Annotated in this window: 13 protein-coding genes; 7 read left to right on the forward strand and 6 right to left on the reverse strand. The window is 40.2% G+C overall.

Going from position 1 to position 18,150, the window contains the following annotated elements; genetic code table 11:
• Window positions 1-1,257: 1,257 nt before the first annotated feature.
• The 3 genes from MHN00_RS14155 to MHN00_RS14165 are packed head-to-tail and all read left to right on the forward strand — an operon-like array spanning window position 1,258 to window position 5,984.
• Window positions 1,258-2,886, forward strand: a complete 1,629-nt coding sequence (locus MHN00_RS14155) for an ABC-three component system protein (protein ID WP_239301540.1) — start codon at window positions 1,258-1,260, stop codon at window positions 2,884-2,886.
• Window positions 2,876-3,604 (forward strand): ABC-three component system middle component 1, encoded by a 729-nt coding sequence (locus MHN00_RS14160; protein WP_239301542.1) that lies wholly within the window; start codon window positions 2,876-2,878, stop codon window positions 3,602-3,604. Before MHN00_RS14155 ends, MHN00_RS14160 begins: the two co-directional genes overlap by 11 nt.
• On the forward strand, window positions 3,597-5,984 hold the full coding sequence (locus MHN00_RS14165; RefSeq protein ID WP_239301544.1) for an AAA family ATPase: 2,388 nt from the start codon (window positions 3,597-3,599) through the stop codon (window positions 5,982-5,984). The genes MHN00_RS14160 and MHN00_RS14165 overlap by 8 nt, the downstream gene beginning before the upstream one ends.
• A 257-nt stretch (window positions 5,985-6,241) precedes the next feature.
• Here MHN00_RS14165 and MHN00_RS14170 read toward each other — a convergent pair whose 3' ends face one another.
• On the reverse strand, window positions 6,242-6,676 hold the full coding sequence (locus MHN00_RS14170; RefSeq protein ID WP_039227301.1) for a hypothetical protein: 435 nt from the start codon (window positions 6,674-6,676) through the stop codon (window positions 6,242-6,244).
• A 236-nt stretch (window positions 6,677-6,912) separates the two neighbouring features.
• Window positions 6,913-8,082, reverse strand: coding sequence for a patatin family protein (locus MHN00_RS14175; RefSeq protein WP_061485262.1), 1,170 nt, complete (start codon window positions 8,080-8,082; stop codon window positions 6,913-6,915).
• A 220-nt stretch (window positions 8,083-8,302) separates the two neighbouring features.
• Between MHN00_RS14175 and MHN00_RS14180 the strand changes: the two genes are divergently transcribed.
• Window positions 8,303-9,319 carry a 2-dehydropantoate 2-reductase gene (locus MHN00_RS14180; RefSeq protein WP_239301545.1) on the forward strand — a complete coding sequence of 339 codons (1,017 nt, stop codon included), beginning with the start codon at window positions 8,303-8,305 and terminating at the stop codon, window positions 9,317-9,319.
• A 163-nt stretch (window positions 9,320-9,482) separates the two neighbouring features.
• Entirely contained in the window at window positions 9,483-10,673 is a 1,191-nt protein-coding gene (locus tag MHN00_RS14185; RefSeq protein WP_231506442.1) for a porin, read from the forward strand.
• Between the two features lie 4 nt (window positions 10,674-10,677).
• Here MHN00_RS14185 and MHN00_RS14190 read toward each other — a convergent pair whose 3' ends face one another.
• A complete protein-coding gene (locus tag MHN00_RS14190) occupies window positions 10,678-13,203 on the reverse strand; it encodes an ATP-binding protein (RefSeq protein ID WP_231513054.1) in 2,526 nt (841 codons plus the stop codon).
• Between the two features lie 125 nt (window positions 13,204-13,328).
• Here MHN00_RS14190 and MHN00_RS14195 point away from each other — a divergent pair, with 125 nt between their 5' ends.
• Window positions 13,329-13,688 carry a VOC family protein gene (locus MHN00_RS14195; RefSeq protein WP_014948877.1) on the forward strand — a complete coding sequence of 120 codons (360 nt, stop codon included), beginning with the start codon at window positions 13,329-13,331 and terminating at the stop codon, window positions 13,686-13,688.
• A gap of 118 nt (window positions 13,689-13,806) precedes the next feature.
• Here MHN00_RS14195 and asd read toward each other — a convergent pair whose 3' ends face one another.
• Window positions 13,807-14,931, reverse strand: a complete 1,125-nt coding sequence (asd, locus tag MHN00_RS14200) for an aspartate-semialdehyde dehydrogenase (protein WP_014948878.1) — start codon at window positions 14,929-14,931, stop codon at window positions 13,807-13,809.
• 480 nt (window positions 14,932-15,411) lie between these two features.
• On the opposite strand from asd, the gene MHN00_RS14205 reads away from it, so the two are divergent.
• Window positions 15,412-15,978 carry a cytochrome b gene (locus MHN00_RS14205; RefSeq protein WP_014948879.1) on the forward strand — a complete coding sequence of 189 codons (567 nt, stop codon included), beginning with the start codon at window positions 15,412-15,414 and terminating at the stop codon, window positions 15,976-15,978.
• Window positions 15,979-16,115: 137 nt separating this feature from the next.
• Here the strand turns inward: MHN00_RS14205 and MHN00_RS14210 are convergent, their stop codons facing one another.
• The gene (locus MHN00_RS14210) at window positions 16,116-17,714 is read right to left on the reverse strand and encodes a sensor domain-containing diguanylate cyclase (RefSeq protein WP_069943989.1); all 1,599 of its coding nucleotides are present in this window, start codon (window positions 17,712-17,714) and stop codon (window positions 16,116-16,118) included.
• Entirely contained in the window at window positions 17,707-18,150 is a 444-nt protein-coding gene (locus tag MHN00_RS14215; protein ID WP_069943990.1) for a hypothetical protein, read from the reverse strand. The genes MHN00_RS14210 and MHN00_RS14215 overlap by 8 nt, the downstream gene beginning before the upstream one ends.

Raw genomic sequence — 18,150 nt, forward strand, 5'->3', positions numbered from 1 at the left:
GCTTTTTTGGATCGCACTTAAACATAAAAACGCGCTATTTGAGGATCGCACTTACAATTTAGAAAGTGCGATATAGATTGTTTCTAATTGCCTCACATTACATTGACTAACCATCTCGTGAGGCCTTATTTAAACTAGTCTTAACGTAATTAGTCTATGCTGGTAGCAGTTCCAAATTGTTAGTTGCCAAACTGCACCTTAGTTTTCAGACATTCTCTAACTTTCGCCAAACTACTCTGTCGAAGTGCTAATTTATTTTGGCGCTTTAAAATTGGCCCAAACCCTTACAGTACAAGGCTTCCCACTTATTCCCGCCAAATATTACTGGATCCCACTTAATTGACATACTTCTCTGACATCTACAATTTCCGCTAAATTAAACTTTTTCTTTTTTAAATTAATAGGTTACTAATCAATAGTAGCAATAACTATTTAGCGCTTACATTACTTTTATTCGTCAATATATTTTGGGCTCCTTGGACAAAAGTTTCTATTTGTTTTTTTAAAATTTCTTTAGTAGACGTTGAGTTTTCGCTCTGATTCGCTCTATTGAAAGTATATTCATTTCTTAGCAGAAAAATGACACTAGGCTGATTGTTGCCTCTTTGCCTTGCCCAACTAGCTGATAGCAAGAGTAATTAGTTTCTCAGACACATCCTGTTTTACTATTTGAGATGTAGTAACTTAATCTCCTTGGCCAAAACGGAGTGTTTGGTAATTAAAGATTGTCTCATGCAAAACTTTACTCTTTGCTTTGTCCCCATCTCAAATGATAACTATGAACCAATCACTCAACGCTCTATACATAACTACTGTATCAAAACTATACCAAGTGATAATCATAAAAAGTTCTTCATTTAAAACATAATAAAAACGTGGAAGTAATCCTTACATTTTTATAAGGTACTGAAATAATAGCATTTAAATTTAATGGATTAATGCAGCTAAGCTATGTTGGCTCAATTGAATAATCAAATAAACTTTCAACTGCAAACTTTGGCTGGAAGTCTTTGCAAGACTTATTTGTAACGATAATGACCGAAATCTTCGGGCAAGAAGTTGTATATTGTTCTAACATATCATAGGGTTGTATGATTTAACTATTGAAAAAACATTACCATAAAGGACAATGGATTTGGAATGCACTAGTAAAAGCCATAGAGAAAATACCGCATCTAAAAGGACTACTCAGTTAATAGCATATTTTCAAATCCTAAGGTTTAGTCGAATACTAAGTCTGTTTAAGAGACGTAATTAATGGCTGAAGATATAAAGAGTGCGCTACATGATGCTTCTCCATCTTGGAATGGTTATGTTTACCAAGGGAAGGTAGGCATATACGTAGTTCTTTCAAAAATTCTCCAGCAACTTCAGATGCATCAAACTGATGAAGAGCTACAAAAATTTTTAAAAAACTATTCAATAGAGTATGAGTGGATTGAAGATTTTTCTATTAAAAATAATGGAAGCTACGAGTCCCTTCACCAAGTGAAACATAAAGCTGGGAGAGGTTTTCACAGTCATATTAGTGCAGTAGTCACTATTTTAAATAGAAAGCGAAAGATCCTCTCTGCTACAGATTTTATTAAATATAAAACGTTTGATATTCAAGATAGAGATCAGTTACTGCAAAAAATTCAAGAGTGCTTTCAGTCAATGCAAGACGCTGATTATCTAAATGAACAAAATCAACTCAAGGATGGCTGGAAAAATGTCACTACAGTTTTACCTGACATTGAAAGAACAGTACTAATTAAATTACTAAATGATTTTGAGCAATTTAGTGAGAACACTTTTGATGCTTCGAAAGTTTATTTTCATACAGCTGAACCTGTATCGCCCCCCCAAAAAGACTTAGATTTATATGAAGGAATTCCTCATACACACCGTGAAAAAGTTCGGGGCTATCGTAGTTTATCTTTCTTAGATATTTATTTAGCTTTTGATGATCAGATGAATTTTGAACTGGCTCTCTCTGATATCGATGTTGAAAAAAAAATAGAAGATTTAGCATCTCAAATACTCCGCGTCATGCAAGAAGACGAAGAATACCAAAATGAAGATGTTAAATTATATACAGCCAAACTATATAGACTGATTGACACTCATATCGTGGCGAGGCATAAAAAAATTAGAAATTCAGAAATAGTTGAGAATGGACTGCTTGAACAAAGAGATAGTATTGCCTTTAAAGACTTTTACGACATTTTTGATTTAAAGCTTCGGTCTACAAATAAAGATTTCTGGGAGCTTTTTTCAAAGTTAAATTTTGAAGCAGCTTTTAATGAACATTGTAACGACGTAATTGAACGAATAAATGATAATTACTATAGGCGACAAAATGAGGAATATTTGGAGAGACTACAACAGTTCAGAGCTGATGTTTTGTGCGAATATGAAAACAACTTCGTTTCACTGCTTCAAAAGCTATTTCCAAATCAGCTAAAAGCTGGTGCGTCTGATGCAGTTTTTTACAACAGTCTTAATGATAAGACTAAGATAAAAAACGTTTTCTTAAAGTTTATTCAACAAATTTTAAACACTCCTAAGTCTCTATTATTCACTACCAACACTGCAAACACCTATCACCCGTCATGTATAGATATTTCAGAAGGGGTTGATGAATATGACTGGGAAAAGTCTATAGAGCAATGCAGGCTTAATATAGAAAATAACGATTTAATAACTGAATACATTGGTGTTACCCACCTAGCTATAAAAACTAATCCGAACCACAACGTTTCTGAGATTGAAGTTCACTTAAACAACATTGTTGAAAATATTGATGAAGAACTTACTGACAATGCAGAAAATCAAATTTCTAGATTATCTACAGTAAAATTTGAAAAAAATGAAGATGCAATACGGATATTAAATGAAGAATAAAGTTAAGACTCTGATCACAGGGCTATTAAATGAGTTTGACCTAGAGTTTCAAAGCTTTGAAGGTTTTGCCTTTTTCGAAGAGCAGCCGATAGATATTATAGTTGGAACTAAAGATCGTGTTGACTATATGATCTTTGCTTTTATTAAACATTCTTTTCTAAACGTTGTATGTGAAGATATTCAAATAGAGATATTTACAAGACTAAAGCTAAAAATTCAAAAATCGGAAGAGCCGGAGTTTAGCGCTATCAGCAGGTCGATAGATAAAAACTCGACTCTGATTATTTGCTCGCAAGTACCTCCCAATACTTGTGAGATCGAACTCAATAAAACTATTTCTTCTATTGAAGAAGACTCGTATTACTACAAAAAGCAAGTTCTAAGCTACTCGCGTTTAGATGAATCAAATATAGGCGAGTTATTAGCTAAAAACGAAGGTGTCTTAGAGGAATGTGAGAAAATTGTTACAGACATCGAAAAATACAACTCTTTTATATCTGGAAATTCCGACAGTAAATATGCTTTGGTTGCACTTTTATATGAAAAGTTGCCGTTTTTGACTCTGAAAATAAAAAGTGAAGATAGGCTTGTCCTTAAAGATGAGATTTTAAGATCTCTTAGTGACAAGGAAGTAGATGATTTGGCTTTCTATGAAGACCTGATAAAAAAAGGCTCTATTGAAGATTGGGTGAATGGCATAGGAGCTGAAAATGATTAGACTAGGGCGACTTCGTGTTAAAAATTTTAAATCATTTCGTGAGCCTTGTGAGTTCGATTTTAGAGGGAACGATGTTGCGATCTTTGACGGTCCTAATGGCTTTGGTAAAACGACTATCTTTGATGCTATTGAGTTATGTATAACTAGCAAGATAAGTAGAGTTTATAACACTGATAATAAACAAAAAAGCTCTCACTTTCTTAAGAATGACGTCAAAGTTGATACAGAGATCTTATTAGAACTGACTGAAAATGGAGACACGAAAGCTGTAATTTTTCTCATAATTCCGACTGATTTAACTAAAGACGAAAACAAAATAGCTGCTTTTAATGTATCAAAGCGACTACTTTCGAAATGGCCAGAGACTTATGAACGTGGTAAATATGATTTTATTGATGGTGATTTAGAATCTATCTTGGGTAACAAGCGACTGAATTCAACTTTTTCATTATTTAATTACGTTCAACAAGAAGAGACTTGTCATTTTTTAAAAAGAACAGAGATTGACCGTCATAAGCAAATTAGTCATTTATTTGGAACAACAAAGGAGATTCATGAAAGAGATAATTTAAAATCTATTCAAAAATCCTTAAGTTCCAGATTGGCAAGCGTTGAAGAATCCATAGCTCAGACTCAGATTGAGATAGATAAAGTTGAGCAACGTTACTCGGAATTTTTTGACAGATTTAAAGATGTAGAATCGGCTAATTCATCTGGCACTATTATTAAGCTCGAAGCAACTGAAAATTCGATTGAATCGAATATTAATTTTGAATTAATAGGCAGTCATCTGAAATCACTGAAATGGCTTTCCGATAATACGGAAAGTTATGGGCAATTGAGACTGAACAGCCAAGTCGAAGTTGTACTGAATCAGCGTGAACAAACGCTTAGTGATTTAGTACGTGTAGGTAATGCTAAAAATTTCTATGAAGTACAGAAAATAGGCAAACATTTAAAATGGATTAATAGAATATCCAAAAAAATAACAGAGTACGAAAAGATTATATCGGAGTATGAGAAATCTCCAATTCTGAATCTTAACTTTTTACAATTGCTTGAATTCCAATTTAGCAGAGAAAGTGAATTTCATAAATCCAAAATTTTAGATTATAAAACTGCAGTTAATGAAGTCAGCTCTTACGATAAGATCATGAAGGCTATTATATCGAGCCGTAATAGCTTAAGGAGCCACTTTGAAGAGCATTTATCCATTATAGACACTAGCGATGGTGTAGACTGCCCTCTTTGTGGCGAGCCAAAGGGTTCAGAAACAGCTCTCTGGCAAGATTTTGACGCAGAGGCGAAAAAGATTGAAAAAATTCAAAGCTCTGCATCAAAACGACTAATTGAACTAGAGAACGATTTAGCTAATAACTTTGTTCAACCGTTAATTAGAAAGTCCAATTACTTTGTCAAAAAATACAAAAAATATTTGGATGTTCAGGAAGGCTTGCGAGAAAGAGACTTATCAGAAGATAGATGGTCTCAAATTATTAGAGTGAAACAGTGGCTTGAACAGAACGAAGTAGACTTTTCGGCATGTATAATGGGTAGCTTACTTGAAGAGTATCCAACACAAAGTGTGCATGTAATTGAACTAAAAAAATTAATCAAAGACTTATCGAAACCAGTAGATACTGCCCTTACTTTCTCAGAGCTTGAAGATTCGCTTTCGTTTTTTAGTGTCAATGTTGAAAGTAATTCTCTTAAAAATGAAAGAGGAGAAAAGCTTAGCTCTCAAAGCATTGAACATGATATTGATTATTTAAGTTATCTTGAAGCTAAGTCAAAATCGATAGAGTTAGAACGTTACAATAATTTGATAAAAAAGCAAAAGGAGCTGGAAGGGATATTAAAACTGAAGTCAAAAGAAGTAAACGCATTAGTAAATGCCTATAATCGTGAAATAAAGAAATTTGAAAGTTCAGTAGCAAAGCAGATTGCAATTCCTTTCTATGTATTTAGTAGCAAGATATTACAGACTAGACCTGATGGTAATGGCGTTTTCCTTCAAACCGCTGAAAATGCAAAGGACGCAGGCTATATTAGGTTTGTTTCAAATGTGAAAGATGATCATGATGCATGGAATACAATGAGTAGTGGTCAACTTTCAGGTCTAGTTATATCTTTTATGTTAGCTATGAATAAGATTTACCCGACAGAGCTGGGTACATTATTAATAGACGATCCTGTTCAAACGATGGATGAGATTAATATGACCTCGTTTGTTCAATTATTAAGAAATGAATTTCCAAATACCCAAATTGTACTTTCAACTCATGAAAAGAAAGTGGCTAATTATTTGACCTATAAATACAAACAATCTGGTGCTGCTTTGCAGAGAATTAGCCTTAAAAAATTGAGGCTGGATTCTTAGGGGATTTTTAACCTTCACTCATATGAGAGTAATGTATATGGAATAGCTCCATTGCCCATATCCTCCAGCCAAATACTGAGAACCGGCTTTAGGCTTTTTTTTTGTACCTACCGATCAGCGCTGGATGACGCTCGGATACTTTTCGCTTACGTAAAAAGAAACCCGCTATGAAGCGGGTTTCTTTTTAAACGCGATTGTTGCGACGCTGGTATGCTAAAGCTAATGGCTTTTCATCTGTGATGTCGCGCCGCTGCTAATTACTTCGCAATTTGCTGGTGAAGCTTGATTAGGTCAGGAAGCTTTTTCGCGTAAATCGCTTTCTTTGTACCTGGGTGAAGTAATTGGCTGACGAACGTGCGTAGGAAGCCAAGTACAAACGTTTGAACGCGATCAGCGTCTGCATCACTTGGGTTAGCAATAAGCTTTTCTGTCTCCGCTTGTACTTTATGTACAATCGGGTCCATGGTGTCTTTTCCAGAAACTAGGTCATTACCAGTCACAACGCCTTTGCCAAGCAAGTCTCTAACTGCTGAGTATAAATCAGCAGAAACAGCGTTAGACTGTCCCCAGTTCGCAATGTTGAATTCTTCAGCAATCTTATCTAGATCAGCAGTTGGGTCGTTCGACTTCAATAGGCCTTCGATAAGTTTATGGGCTTCAGTTTGTTTTACGGGTGTTGATAATTCTGACATGGTTACATTTAAAGATTATGTGGGTGAGCGCGTTATAAATATTCTGCCAGACAATGTCAACCCGTTTGCCGCCAATAGAGGCAAGAACGGGAGAGGAGCTTACTAAGTCATGATGTAAACATGGCGAACAAAGCACCGAAATAGCACCGAAATAACACAGAAATATTACTGAAAGAGTAGCAAAATAGAGAAAAGGCACCTGCTGCCAAGCACCCTTTATCAAATGAGTAAACGGGCTACGCGGAGATCCTATTCTCTTTGTCTACTTTATCTATTTTGCCTGTTCGACGTGCTGGGAAAGGCAACTTAATTGGACGTTTACCATTTAATGCAGCATGTTCTGATTTCACACTATAATTAGCGCTGTCTTTACTATGCATGCCCTTGGGTGTATCAGTTACATCGAAAAGCGGAGCAACAGGCTGTCTGTTTTCCTCTAGCTGGTAAGCAATGACTTTGTTTTCGGTTTCTAAAAAGGCACTTCCAGCTTGCTTACCAAGCTTATAATCATGACGAAGTTGTGCGTCTGTACTACCTAACAATTTACTTTGAAGCTTATCTGACGCAAAAATTTGAATAACCTCTACGCCTTCTGGCGGGTTTTCAATAAATGCCAGTTCTTTTTGATACGCTTGTTCGTGCTGCAGCAGATAGTCGATGGTCTTTGGGCACGTGCCCGTTGCGCACATTACCGCGCTTAACCTTTGTAGCCAAGGCGACTGTACTTGAAAGCCTCTATCTACGGTGCGAATAACTACGATTTTCGTCGCGCCGCGCTTGTACGCTTCGGTAACAGGCAACGGTGCAGCCAAACCACCGTCTAGAAAGAAATCGGTATTGGCTGCCTTTTTTGTCTCGACATCAATGTGCAGCGGTACGCCCTGTTTGTAAAGTAAGGGGAGGGCGCTCGAAGCCTTGATAAGATCGACCCAGTTGTGAGTACTTTTCATTGGATCAAGAAAATACGCCTGTCTGTCTCTGGAATTTGTGGCGGTAAATAAAATTTCTCTGTCCGCAACATTAGCCTTCGCAGTATCAAGATCAAGTAAACGGTTCGCTTCTTGGGTTTTGTCAAAATACCAATCTAAATCGACAATATGCTTTCCCATTAAACCTCTTCCCATTTGGAAAAAGCGTTTGTGTCGAGTTAAGCCGCGAATAAGACGTTTTGCATAGCCTTTTTGACGCGCGACAAAGCTCGTTAAGTTCTGTGAACCTGCTGATGTGCCGATAAGAATATCGAAAGGGTCGTGTCCGGCGTCTAACCATGTATCGAGTACGCCTGCCGTGAAAATTCCTCGCTGTCCACCACCTTCCGCAACCAAGGCAACTTTGCCATTGTTCGACATTTCAGCATTGTGTGCTTTTGAATAAGCGAGACAAGGAGCAGATTGTTGACCCGACATGATAACCCTCTATTTGACCATGACTATAAATTGACTACTTGGTCTAATTGTAGGGAGATCACGACGCCGGGGAAAATTGAAAGAATAAATCGGACTGATAGGAAATAACTGATACTGAAACACTTTTTGTTATTTTATTGTGATTTTTGTGTTTACATTTCGATCGTTTAATCGCAGTCTAACAAAGTATTGAAAGCTAAACTTTCATTGGGAGTCAATAATGAAAATTGCCGTGTTAGGTGCGGGAAGTATTGGATGTTATGTAGCGGGCTGCCTGTTAGCCTCTGACCCCACATTGAGCGCCGCTAATGCACTTACGCTCATTGGCCGTCAGCGTTTATATGATGATATTACTGCCAATGGTCTTAAAGTAACGGATTGGCAAGGGCGTGAGCAGCTAACAAAGCCTGAGCATATCGCATTTTCAATTGAGAACGATAGTTTAGTTGATGCTGACGTCATTTTGCTTTGCGTTAAAAGCCAAGATACCGAGCAGGCTGCTGAGATAATCAATCAGCATGCAAAGCAATCAGCAGTCGTAGTCAGTCTTCAAAACGGAGTGGGTAATGCACACCTGCTTCGCCAGCACATAAAACAATGCGTAATTGCAGGTATGGTGCCTTTCAATGTTTTTTATAAAGGTAACGGCCATTTTCACCGTGGTACTGAGGGTAATATTGCCCTTGAAGATCCCAATAACCAATGTAGTGACGTCATAAAAGCGCTTAGTAACGCGTCGTTGGCCGTTACGGTTTATAACGATATGAAAGCTGTACAGTATGGCAAACTCATTATGAACTTGAATAACGCGGTCAATGCACTGTCGGGTATACCGCTGAAATCACAGCTAGGAGATAGGCAATATAGGTTAGTTATGGCAAAGGTGTTGTCCGAGGCGTTAGCAGTACTAAAAGCGGAAGGAATTGCACCAGCAAGAACCGGTAAGGTCATTCCCAAACTGATGCCAAAAATTATGAAGCTACCTGATTTTTTATTCAATGTGGTGGCTTCATCTACGCTTAAAATAGATCCCGAAGCACGTTCATCAATGTATGAAGATTTGGCGCTGGGGCGACGAACGGAGATTGATTATTTGAACGGCGAGATAGTCAGGCTCGGTGTAAAAAATCACATAGCTACGCCAGTGAATAAGCATATTGTTAACCTGATCAAACAACACGAAGTTGCTCAGAAAGGAAGTCCTCACTTACCAGCAAATGCTTTACTGTTAAAGTGACAGGTCTATCTAACGGTGTATTTCAACGTTAAATATTACAGTTTTGTGTCATTTTTATGTCAGAGCACTTGATTCTTATACTAAAGTATATATCCTGCGCGCAAACTTCCGTTATATTTAGTGTGCTTTGCTTTTTCAAAATCGTTTTTCTTCTTGTCTTCTGTTGAGTGCTTTATGGGCGTCGCTTTTCCATACGGCGGTTGTAGCGTCTGAGGTTGATGCCGAGCGCGAATCTAGCGCAACGTTCTCTCAATACAATGGCAACGGCCTTTCATTTCAAAGCGACAGCAATACCTTCTCACTACGCGTGCGCGGTAGACTTCAGTTTCGCTATGCCAATCCCGGTATAAGCCAGCCTACCGAGCGTGCTGACTTTGAGCATAACGCCGGTAATCAATTTGGCGTTAACAGGGCGCGGGTCAAATTAGACGGTCACATTGGTTTGCCTTGGATTAAATATGGTGTGGAATATGATGCTGTCGATCAGCGCACCCTGACCGCTACACTATCCTTTGAAAAGTATGACGCGCTTCGGTTTAAGGTTGGTCAGTGGAAAGTCGAGTATTCCAGAGAGCGCAGTGTTAGCAGTGGCGGCCAGCAAATGATGGATCGTTCAATCATCAACAGAATATTTACGCTAGATAGGCAAATGGGGGCATCCCTGTACGGTAATTTTGATGGCCCAGGCGCGGCCAATTTCAATTACTGGGTAGGAGTATTCAATGGCTCAGGCCGTGGTGATTATAGCAATCACGATGGCGAGAATATGTATACAGGGCGATTACAGTGGAATTTCTTAGGTGAGTCTGTCGGGTTTAAAAACAGTGACATTAAACGAACAGCTACGCCCAAAGCCGCTCTAGCAATAGCAGGTGCGAAGTTCAAAAGCCAGTTTACGCGTTTTTCATCGTCTGGCGCTGGTAATTTAGCCAACTTTAGTGCGGGCGAGATCGAAGGTCAGTACGACATTCAGCAGTTTGTGATTGATGGTGCCTATTTTTATAAAGGGTTTAATGCTCAAGCGGAATATCATGAAAAAGATATTGTGGATTTAGCGGACAACGATAGAGAAACTACGCTGCGCGGCTATTATGTGCAGGCGGGTTATTTTTTGAGTGAATCAATCAGCTGGTGGCCAGAGCCCCTTGAAATGGCTGCACGCTTCGGGACCTATTCGCCCCGAGACAGTGAACAAGACGAACGCTTTTTTGAAAAGACAGTAGCATTCAACTATTTTTTTAATGGCCACGAAAACAAACTAACCGCAGAGGTAAGCAGGGTTTCACTGGATCAGTTCGATGCTGAAGTAGGGGACGAGACCATCTACTCTCTGCAGTGGGACGTCAGTTTTTAACTACTCACGCCGGGCGAGCAAGAAACTCACCTAGTGTGTTAACAAGGCGAGCCTTGTCTACGGGCTTGCCCACATGGGCATCCATTCCTGCCGCGTGACAGTTGTCGATATCTTGCTGCATGGCGTTAGCCGTCAGGGCAATGATGGGGGTTTTTAACTTAAGTACATTTCTTATATGCCGTGTGGCGCTAAGCCCATCAACTTCAGGCATTTGAATATCCATTAGTACCAAATCATAAGTGCACGCTTTCAATGCATCAATGGCCTTTTGTCCGTTTGATACGTGTGTTAAATCTAAATGGAATTCATCAAGAAGCGCTTTTATTACTTCAACATTAATGTCGTTGTCTTCTGCAAGGAGGACACGAGCGCCTTCTAGCGTAACGTGTTGCTGAGTTGTCTCAGATAGCGGAATATCAATATCTGCTGCAACAGCAAACGTGACATCAAAAGAAAAAGTAGAGCCTCGTTCTAATTCGCTTTCGAGCGTTAGTGAAGAGCCCATTAGCTTAAGCAGATTATTACTGGTGTTAAGCCCTAGGCCTGTGCCGCCATACTTTCTCGCTATGGAGCTTTCAGCTTGCGTAAAAGGCGTAAACAGCTTTACTTGGTTTTCTTTCGAAATACCAATCCCGTTGTCTTTTACCCAGCAGTGCAGGGCACAATGACTATCGTTCGACTCTGATACGGATAATCCAATTTCTATAATTCCTTTATCAGAAAACTTGATGGCATTGCTTATTAGGTTTGCCAATATTTGCTTAAATCTAAGTTCGTCAAACATCAAATCGTTATTAAGGTTTTTGTCGATATGAAGCTGGAGCACTAATCCTTTGCGTTCCGCTTGGTCTGAAAATATGTCGACTAATGTACACAGGCTTTCATTGATGTCGTGAGGCCTGATAGCCAACGTTAGCTTGCCCGCTTCAATCTTCGAAAAGTCGAGTAGGTCGTTAATAAGTTGAAGCAGCATTTCAGATGCATTGACGATTTTCTTGGTGAGATCCTTTGCTTGCACGTCTGCTGCGCGGCTCGCTAATGATTGTCCAAAACCAATAATGGCATTTAAAGGCGTGCGAATCTCGTGACTAATATTAGAAATAAACTCAGACTTCAACCGATTGTTTAATTCTGCTTTTTCTTTCGCCGTTAAGTAAAGCGCATTAGCCTGTCTTGATTTACTCAATAAAATCAGAATGATAACAATTGTTACTAGGGTGAGTGTGGTAAGTATGACGAGCAACGTGGAAAAAAGTGATTGGGTGCGCTGAGCCTCTGTTTTCAACAAAAGCGCTTCCTCGAATGCTTTATTCTCATTCTCAAGTTGATTTGCTCTGTCTTTCTCTTGGGTTATCTGATCAATTAAGTTGGCGCTTTTTATTAGCTCTAAGTCTTCATATTTCTTTGCATTCAAATAGGCTTCATGGAAAACCTCAAATTGTTTGAATGCCAGCGCGTGATCACCTTTCGCAGCAGTAATGTAGGCTTCTGTTTTGTCCAGCTGTGCGCGCCAAGTCGTTTGCTCGGCTTCGCGGTTTTCATCGTAGAGTACACGTGCTTTATTGAGCGCGTTTGTCGCCTTATCCAGTTCTCCTAAACTAAGGTGAGCTTCCGCTTTTAAACGGTAAATTTCGCTATTGTAAAAAGAAGATGAGAGAGGATGAGCAAGAACGATATCAGACAGTGTCAGTGCTTTCTGGAGGTTACCTGAACGATAATAGGTTGTAGCGATACCGTAAGTGGCAAGAAACTCAGAATAGTTAATATCAATTTGTGAATCGAATTCTATGGCGCGCTCAAAGTAGTCGATGGCCTTGCTATAGTTTCCTAGATTTCTATACAGAATACCAATGGCGTATAGATTGTCACTGACCAAAATTCGCTGGTTTTCAACTTTGGCGCCATCAAGCGACTTCTCATAGTAAGACAGCGCAATGTCATAAGCGCTGACTGATTGATAGTAGTCTGCCACAATTGCATAGTACAACGGTCGAAGCTTGGTAAGCGTATGTTTGGTTAGTATATCGTTTACCGTGTTGATAAGCTCAGCGTTAGGCGCAAAAACCTGCCCCTCGCTGTAAGTTAATACCTGGTAAATAAGCGCGTATGCCTTTACGCTTGGTGGAATATCAGGCGTTGCAACAACGCGGTTAAAGTGCTCGTAGGCTTTGTCGTAGTCTGCTGAAATACCATACATTCTTGCTACACCAGTAGCGATTGTAAGCCCTTCACTCGAGTTGTCTTGCAACGCAATCAGCGAATTTAAGATTTTTTCGGAAGGGCGTTGGTGTATCGAGAGTTGGTACTGAACATAAAGCGCGCCCACTTTTCTTTTTTCATCTTGCGTTAATGTGTCAGATAACAACCAAGCTTCAAGCTTTTTTATTGCTGCCCCTATAGGCATAGGCACTAAGGTTTCAACGTCCACTTTAATTTCGCTGACCTTGTCTGAGATAGATGCATGAGCACTAACCGTTCCCATACTCCAAGTTAGGGCAAGCAATAAAGCCAAACTAATAAAATGCTGCAAACTAAGTGACCCGAATAAATGCTATTTGTCTTATGTTAAACGATTAAGCACGTTTAGAATTTAATCGATAAGTCTAAAGTTGGTGATAGTATGAGCTCATCATTTTTTAAAAAGAGGAGAGTGACATGCAAGAAAGCACCAAACTCAACTATGTAGAATTTGCATCTCTAGATATTCGCCGCTCAAAAGCGTTTTTTGAAAGTGCGTTTGGCTGGTGTTTTACCGATTATGGCAGTGAATACAGTGCGTTTAGCAATGCTGGCATGGACGGAGGGATTTTTTCTGCACAACGTGTGATGAAGGCAGAAAGTGGTGCGCCTTTATTGGTGCTGTATTCCAATAACATTTCTGAATCGCAAGAATGTGTAGAAAAAGCAGGTGGAGCAATTACTAAACCGTTGTTTGACTTCCCGGGGGGCTGTCGCTTTCATTTTGTCGAGCCAGGTGGTAATGAGCTTGCTGTTTGGTCTGAGTCGGCAAAATAGCGCTATCGTGTCAACGAAGTCTAGTGATTCTGGCTTTTATAGTCTGATAAAAAACGCCTTGCGTGTAATGACACAGCAAGGCGCTCTAAATTCAGATTAATTAGCTATAAGCTTGACGTTACTTTTGCTCAAGCACAATGCGCAGCATTCTGCGAAGCGGCTCTGCGGCACCCCACAATAGCTGATCGCCGACAGTAAATGCCGAGATATATTCAGGACCCATGTTAAGCTTGCGAATACGGCCTACGGGAATAGACAGTGTACCGGTCACTTTCGCTGGCGTAAGTTCTTGCATCGTCGCGTCGCGATCGTTAGGAATCACTTTTACCCAGTCGTTGTGGTTAGCCAAGATTGTTTCAATTTCGGCTAGAGGCAAGTCTTTCTTTAGCTTAAGTGTGATAGCCTGGCTATGACAGCGCATGGCGCCAACACGTACACAAATACCGTCTATCGGCACTTCACTGCCTTTAATGCCTAAAATCTTGTTGGCTTCCGCTTGGGCTTTCCACTCTTCGCGGCTTTGACCTGAAGGTAGTTGCGAATCGATGTACGGAATTAAGCTACCCGCAAGCGGAACACCGAACTGTTCACTAGGGTAGTCTGCGCTTCGAATAAACTCAGACACTTGCTGGTCAATTTCTAAAATCGCGGTAGCAGGATCTTCAACTTTAGCTTTCACATTACTGTGAATTGCACCCATTTGATTAATTAGCTCACGCATGTGCTGTGCACCTGAACCTGAAGCGGCTTGATAGGTCATTGGCGAAGCCCATTCAACCAAGTCTTTCTCAAACAGGCCACCGAGTGCCAGAAGCATAAGGGAAACCGTGCAGTTTCCACCTACGTAGGTACGAATGCCTTTTTCAATGCCACTATCAATTTCTTTACGGTTTACTGGATCTAGAATAATTACGGCATCGTCTTTCATACGAAGCGCTGACGCAGCATCAATCCAATAACCGTTCCAGCCAGTGGCTCTTAAATCGTTGTACACGGCTTTTGTGTAGTCGCCGCCCTGACAGGTAATAATGATATCCTGTTTAGATAGCGCTTCGATATCGTGCGCATCTTCTAGAACACCAGCATCCTTTCCAGCAAAATCTGGTGCTGCACTACCTTTTTGCGAGGTAGTGAAAAAGGTGGGCTCAATGTGCGCGAAATCTTGCTCTTCTTGCATGCGCTGCATTAATACTGAGCCAACCATACCGCGCCAGCCCACTAAACCTACTTTTTGTTGTGACATTAAATTGAGAACCCTTGTTACTAAAATGAAAAGTACTTCACCACCTACGCCTTTTGCTCAACGCTAACACATGTACTTTTGAATTAACGTGTCTATCAATTGAACGTAGAATGATGTCGAACGCCGCTGCTTTATTGTGCTGGCGCAATACCTGTCGTTTTTATTTTTGTCTTTGCAGTCTAAGTGTTATTTATCCCGCTGGCTAGATGGTTTTTATAAATAATCTATCGCTGATATAAGCATTTTAGAAACGGCTAGTTCATGGCAAAAAATTTAAATAAAACACTTGAAGGAGCAATCAAATCGCAGGGTAGAGAGTGAACCTGTATTAACCCCTCATTGTGTCTATGCACTGCTTACGGTCTAAAAATTGCTTTATAAATAGAATTAATCCCTCACAATGTGTGAGGAGATATACAATATTGAGATACGCTTTAAGGAAAACGTAGTTCTTAATATGAAAATAAAAGTGAGGAACGCATGCAGTACGATAGTCATAACAAATTTGCTACCACTACGGTATTTTTGCACTGGTTGGTTGGATTAACCATTATTGGCTTGCTTGCCACTGGGATTTACATGTCGGAAAACGGTGTGTATGCACTATACCCCTGGCACAAAGCGATTGGTTTTCTTGTACTCTTTGTCGCACTAGCACGTGTGGTATGGCGCATGAAAAATGGTTGGCCTAGCGCTGCTGCTAACTATAAGCCAATAGAGCATAAATTAGCGTCAGTTGTGCACTGGGTGTTAATTATCGCCACGCTCTTAATGCCAATTTCAGGCTTGATGGCGTCGGTATTGGGTGGGCACGGGCTGTCAGTTTTTGGTCTGGAGGTTTTCGCGCCAAATTATAGTGTTGAAGATCCTGAGAAAACGCTACCGATAAATTATGAGCTTTCCAAAGCAGGTGGCGCTATACACTTCTATCTTGGTTATACCGTTATTGTCGCACTCTTGCTACACATTGCTGGCGCTCTTAAGCATCATTTCGTTGATAAAGATGGCACATTGAAGCGCATGCTAGGCAAAACCATTGGGGAGTAGTGCTTAATATCCTAGTTTTTGTGTATACCTTCGTCATCGTAAAAGTATTTTGACTGAAGTTTGCACCTTGGGAGAACAGGTAGATAACTTTCACGTAGAAGCCGAGCTATTTTTGCTCGGCTTTTTTTCTTCAACATTTATTGGCTGCCATTACGTGATGCTGAGTCAGCAAAGAAGAGATAGTCATTGGGCGCTGAGACCTTGTTTTGTTTCGCTTTGTACATGGCAATGTCAGCCAGTTTTATTAACGTATTCATGTCATCGCTCATGGCAGGGAAAAAGGAAACGCCGACACTCATTGAAATAAAGGTTGGCTCTGGGTCGCCGTTAAAGTAGAAAGGTTGCTTCACCCCGTCATTCACTTTTTCTATGGCGCGTTTTACGGAAACTTCGTCTTCAGCTTGAAGTAATAATACAAACTCATCGCCGCCCCAACGTATCGCTACATCGTTTTTGCGAATTTTTTCCTGTAACTGTTCAGCCACAAAGATGAGTACTTCGTCGCCCGCATCATGACCGAAAATATCGTTCACCGCTTTGAAGCCGTTCAGGTCAATTAACGCGAGAGCGAAGTGGTGGTCTTTTCTCATTAACTTCGCAATCAGCTTTTCACCGCCATTGCGATTATAAATACCTGTGAGTGCATCGAAGTCTGCCTGTAAGGCCAGTTTCTGGAGTTCGTGTTTTCGACTAGAAATATCATTCAGCGTCAGCTGATAGTAGCGTTCGCCATCATCAGTGACTAAAGGGCTTGCGATTAGTTGAACCCATGTGGCGTCGTCAGTTTTCTCTGATTTTAGTTTATATTCACCTGTTGCAAACTCATTGCGTGCAAATGCCTCCGAAAGCGAAGTTTTCATTGCAGTAGGCGCTTCAAATAGCTCCTCAAGTAGCTCGCCATAACCTTGCTTTATCTCTAGGCCAATCTTTTCTACCAAGTCGTTGAAGGCCTTATTTCTAAGCTCGATAATTCCATTTTCCGCCATTAACACAGTGGCAGACTTTGCGTTTTCAAAAAGCATTCTGAAACGCTTTTCCAGAAATTCGATTTCTTCCCTAAGTTGACGCTCTTGAGTGAATTGCTCTTCGACTTTGTTTAACAGTTGATTGGTGTCCTGCACCAGCTCGCCTATTTCACTTCGGGAGTGATACTCCGGCATTTCAATTCTTTCTTTTGTGCCTGGAGTAATCTTATGCAGTGAACGACCCACGCGAAGCATAGGAGAGATTATGATGTAGTAGGTAATTATCAACGCAACAATGCCGACAACCACTGCTTCAACATACAATGAATAATTATTGTCAGTACTTATTTTTTTCGCCTGTTCAATAATGTGGGCAAAGTTAGGGTAAACATTGACCTCAGCCAAGGTGTCTTCAGGAATGAATGGGTGCCTCACCAAAAATACCCGAGGCTTGACGTCTTTGCTGATGGCATCGTTCACGTTGAATTGATAATACATTGCATCGCTTTTTATAGACGCAGCGAGTATTTTTTCACTTTTAACCAAGCCGTTGATCGCCTCTTTTGCCAGATCTTCATCTTCTAAAAAAGCAGCGATAGACGCCGTTGCGGCAACGGTTTGGTAAAGTTCTTGAATATCGTTGTTCGCTTCACTAATTTCGTGTTCATACGTAGCGCGATAAAAAAATTCGGCGGTCGTAAGTACTACCAGCATAGCAGCAGCTACTAATATGAGTGAAAAACGAAACCCTAAGCCGTGGATGTTAATCAAAGCGGTACACTACCTTCATTTTGTCGGTGACGTACGACTCATATACATAGGCTAAGGCTGACTCATCGTCTTCTAGCCGTTGTTTAACATCTTCCATAGTTTGTTCTATCGCAGGTGGTTTAACACGTCCAGAAAACTTCAGTCTAGACCAATACGCATTAACGCGAGCAAGGGGAAGGCCCACCAGCGATTTATAAAATTGACCTTTTAGCTCGTCATTAAGCTCTATATCGATGGGCGTTGCCTGCCTACCGTTAGGGAAAGCCGAGTACTTGCCCATGAAGAGATCTATAATCCCTTTCTTATCTAAAACCTGCACATCATTGTTTAAGTTAGTAACAACAACGATTTTCTCTTGTGATTGCGCTACAGAGGAAAAGCTATACAAGGCAAGCACGACAGCCAGTAGGGGTGAGAAGTGTTTATAAAAAGTCAT

It is taken from the genome of Alteromonas sp. Cnat2-8 (assembly GCF_022348355.1).
Lineage (GTDB): Bacteria > Pseudomonadota > Gammaproteobacteria > Enterobacterales > Alteromonadaceae > Alteromonas > Alteromonas macleodii.

Bases quoted from the DNA above. Each gene is read 5' to 3' on its own strand.
- MHN00_RS14195 (WP_014948877.1), top strand. From the start codon at position 13,329: ATGCAAGAAAGCACCAAACTCAACTATGTAGAATTTGCATCTCTAGAT.
- MHN00_RS14165 (WP_239301544.1), top strand. From the start codon at position 3,597: ATGATTAGACTAGGGCGACTTCGTGTTAAAAATTTTAAATCATTTCGT.
- MHN00_RS14155 (WP_239301540.1), top strand. From the start codon at position 1,258: ATGGCTGAAGATATAAAGAGTGCGCTACATGATGCTTCTCCATCTTGG.
- MHN00_RS14205 (WP_014948879.1), top strand. From the start codon at position 15,412: ATGCAGTACGATAGTCATAACAAATTTGCTACCACTACGGTATTTTTG.
- MHN00_RS14180 (WP_239301545.1), top strand. From the start codon at position 8,303: ATGAAAATTGCCGTGTTAGGTGCGGGAAGTATTGGATGTTATGTAGCG.
- MHN00_RS14175 (WP_061485262.1), bottom strand. From the start codon at position 8,082: ATGTCGGGTCAACAATCTGCTCCTTGTCTCGCTTATTCAAAAGCACAC.
- MHN00_RS14215 (WP_069943990.1), bottom strand. From the start codon at position 18,150: ATGACTTTTTATAAACACTTCTCACCCCTACTGGCTGTCGTGCTTGCC.
- MHN00_RS14160 (WP_239301542.1), top strand. From the start codon at position 2,876: ATGAAGAATAAAGTTAAGACTCTGATCACAGGGCTATTAAATGAGTTT.
- asd (WP_014948878.1), bottom strand. From the start codon at position 14,931: ATGTCACAACAAAAAGTAGGTTTAGTGGGCTGGCGCGGTATGGTTGGC.
- MHN00_RS14170 (WP_039227301.1), bottom strand. From the start codon at position 6,676: ATGTCAGAATTATCAACACCCGTAAAACAAACTGAAGCCCATAAACTT.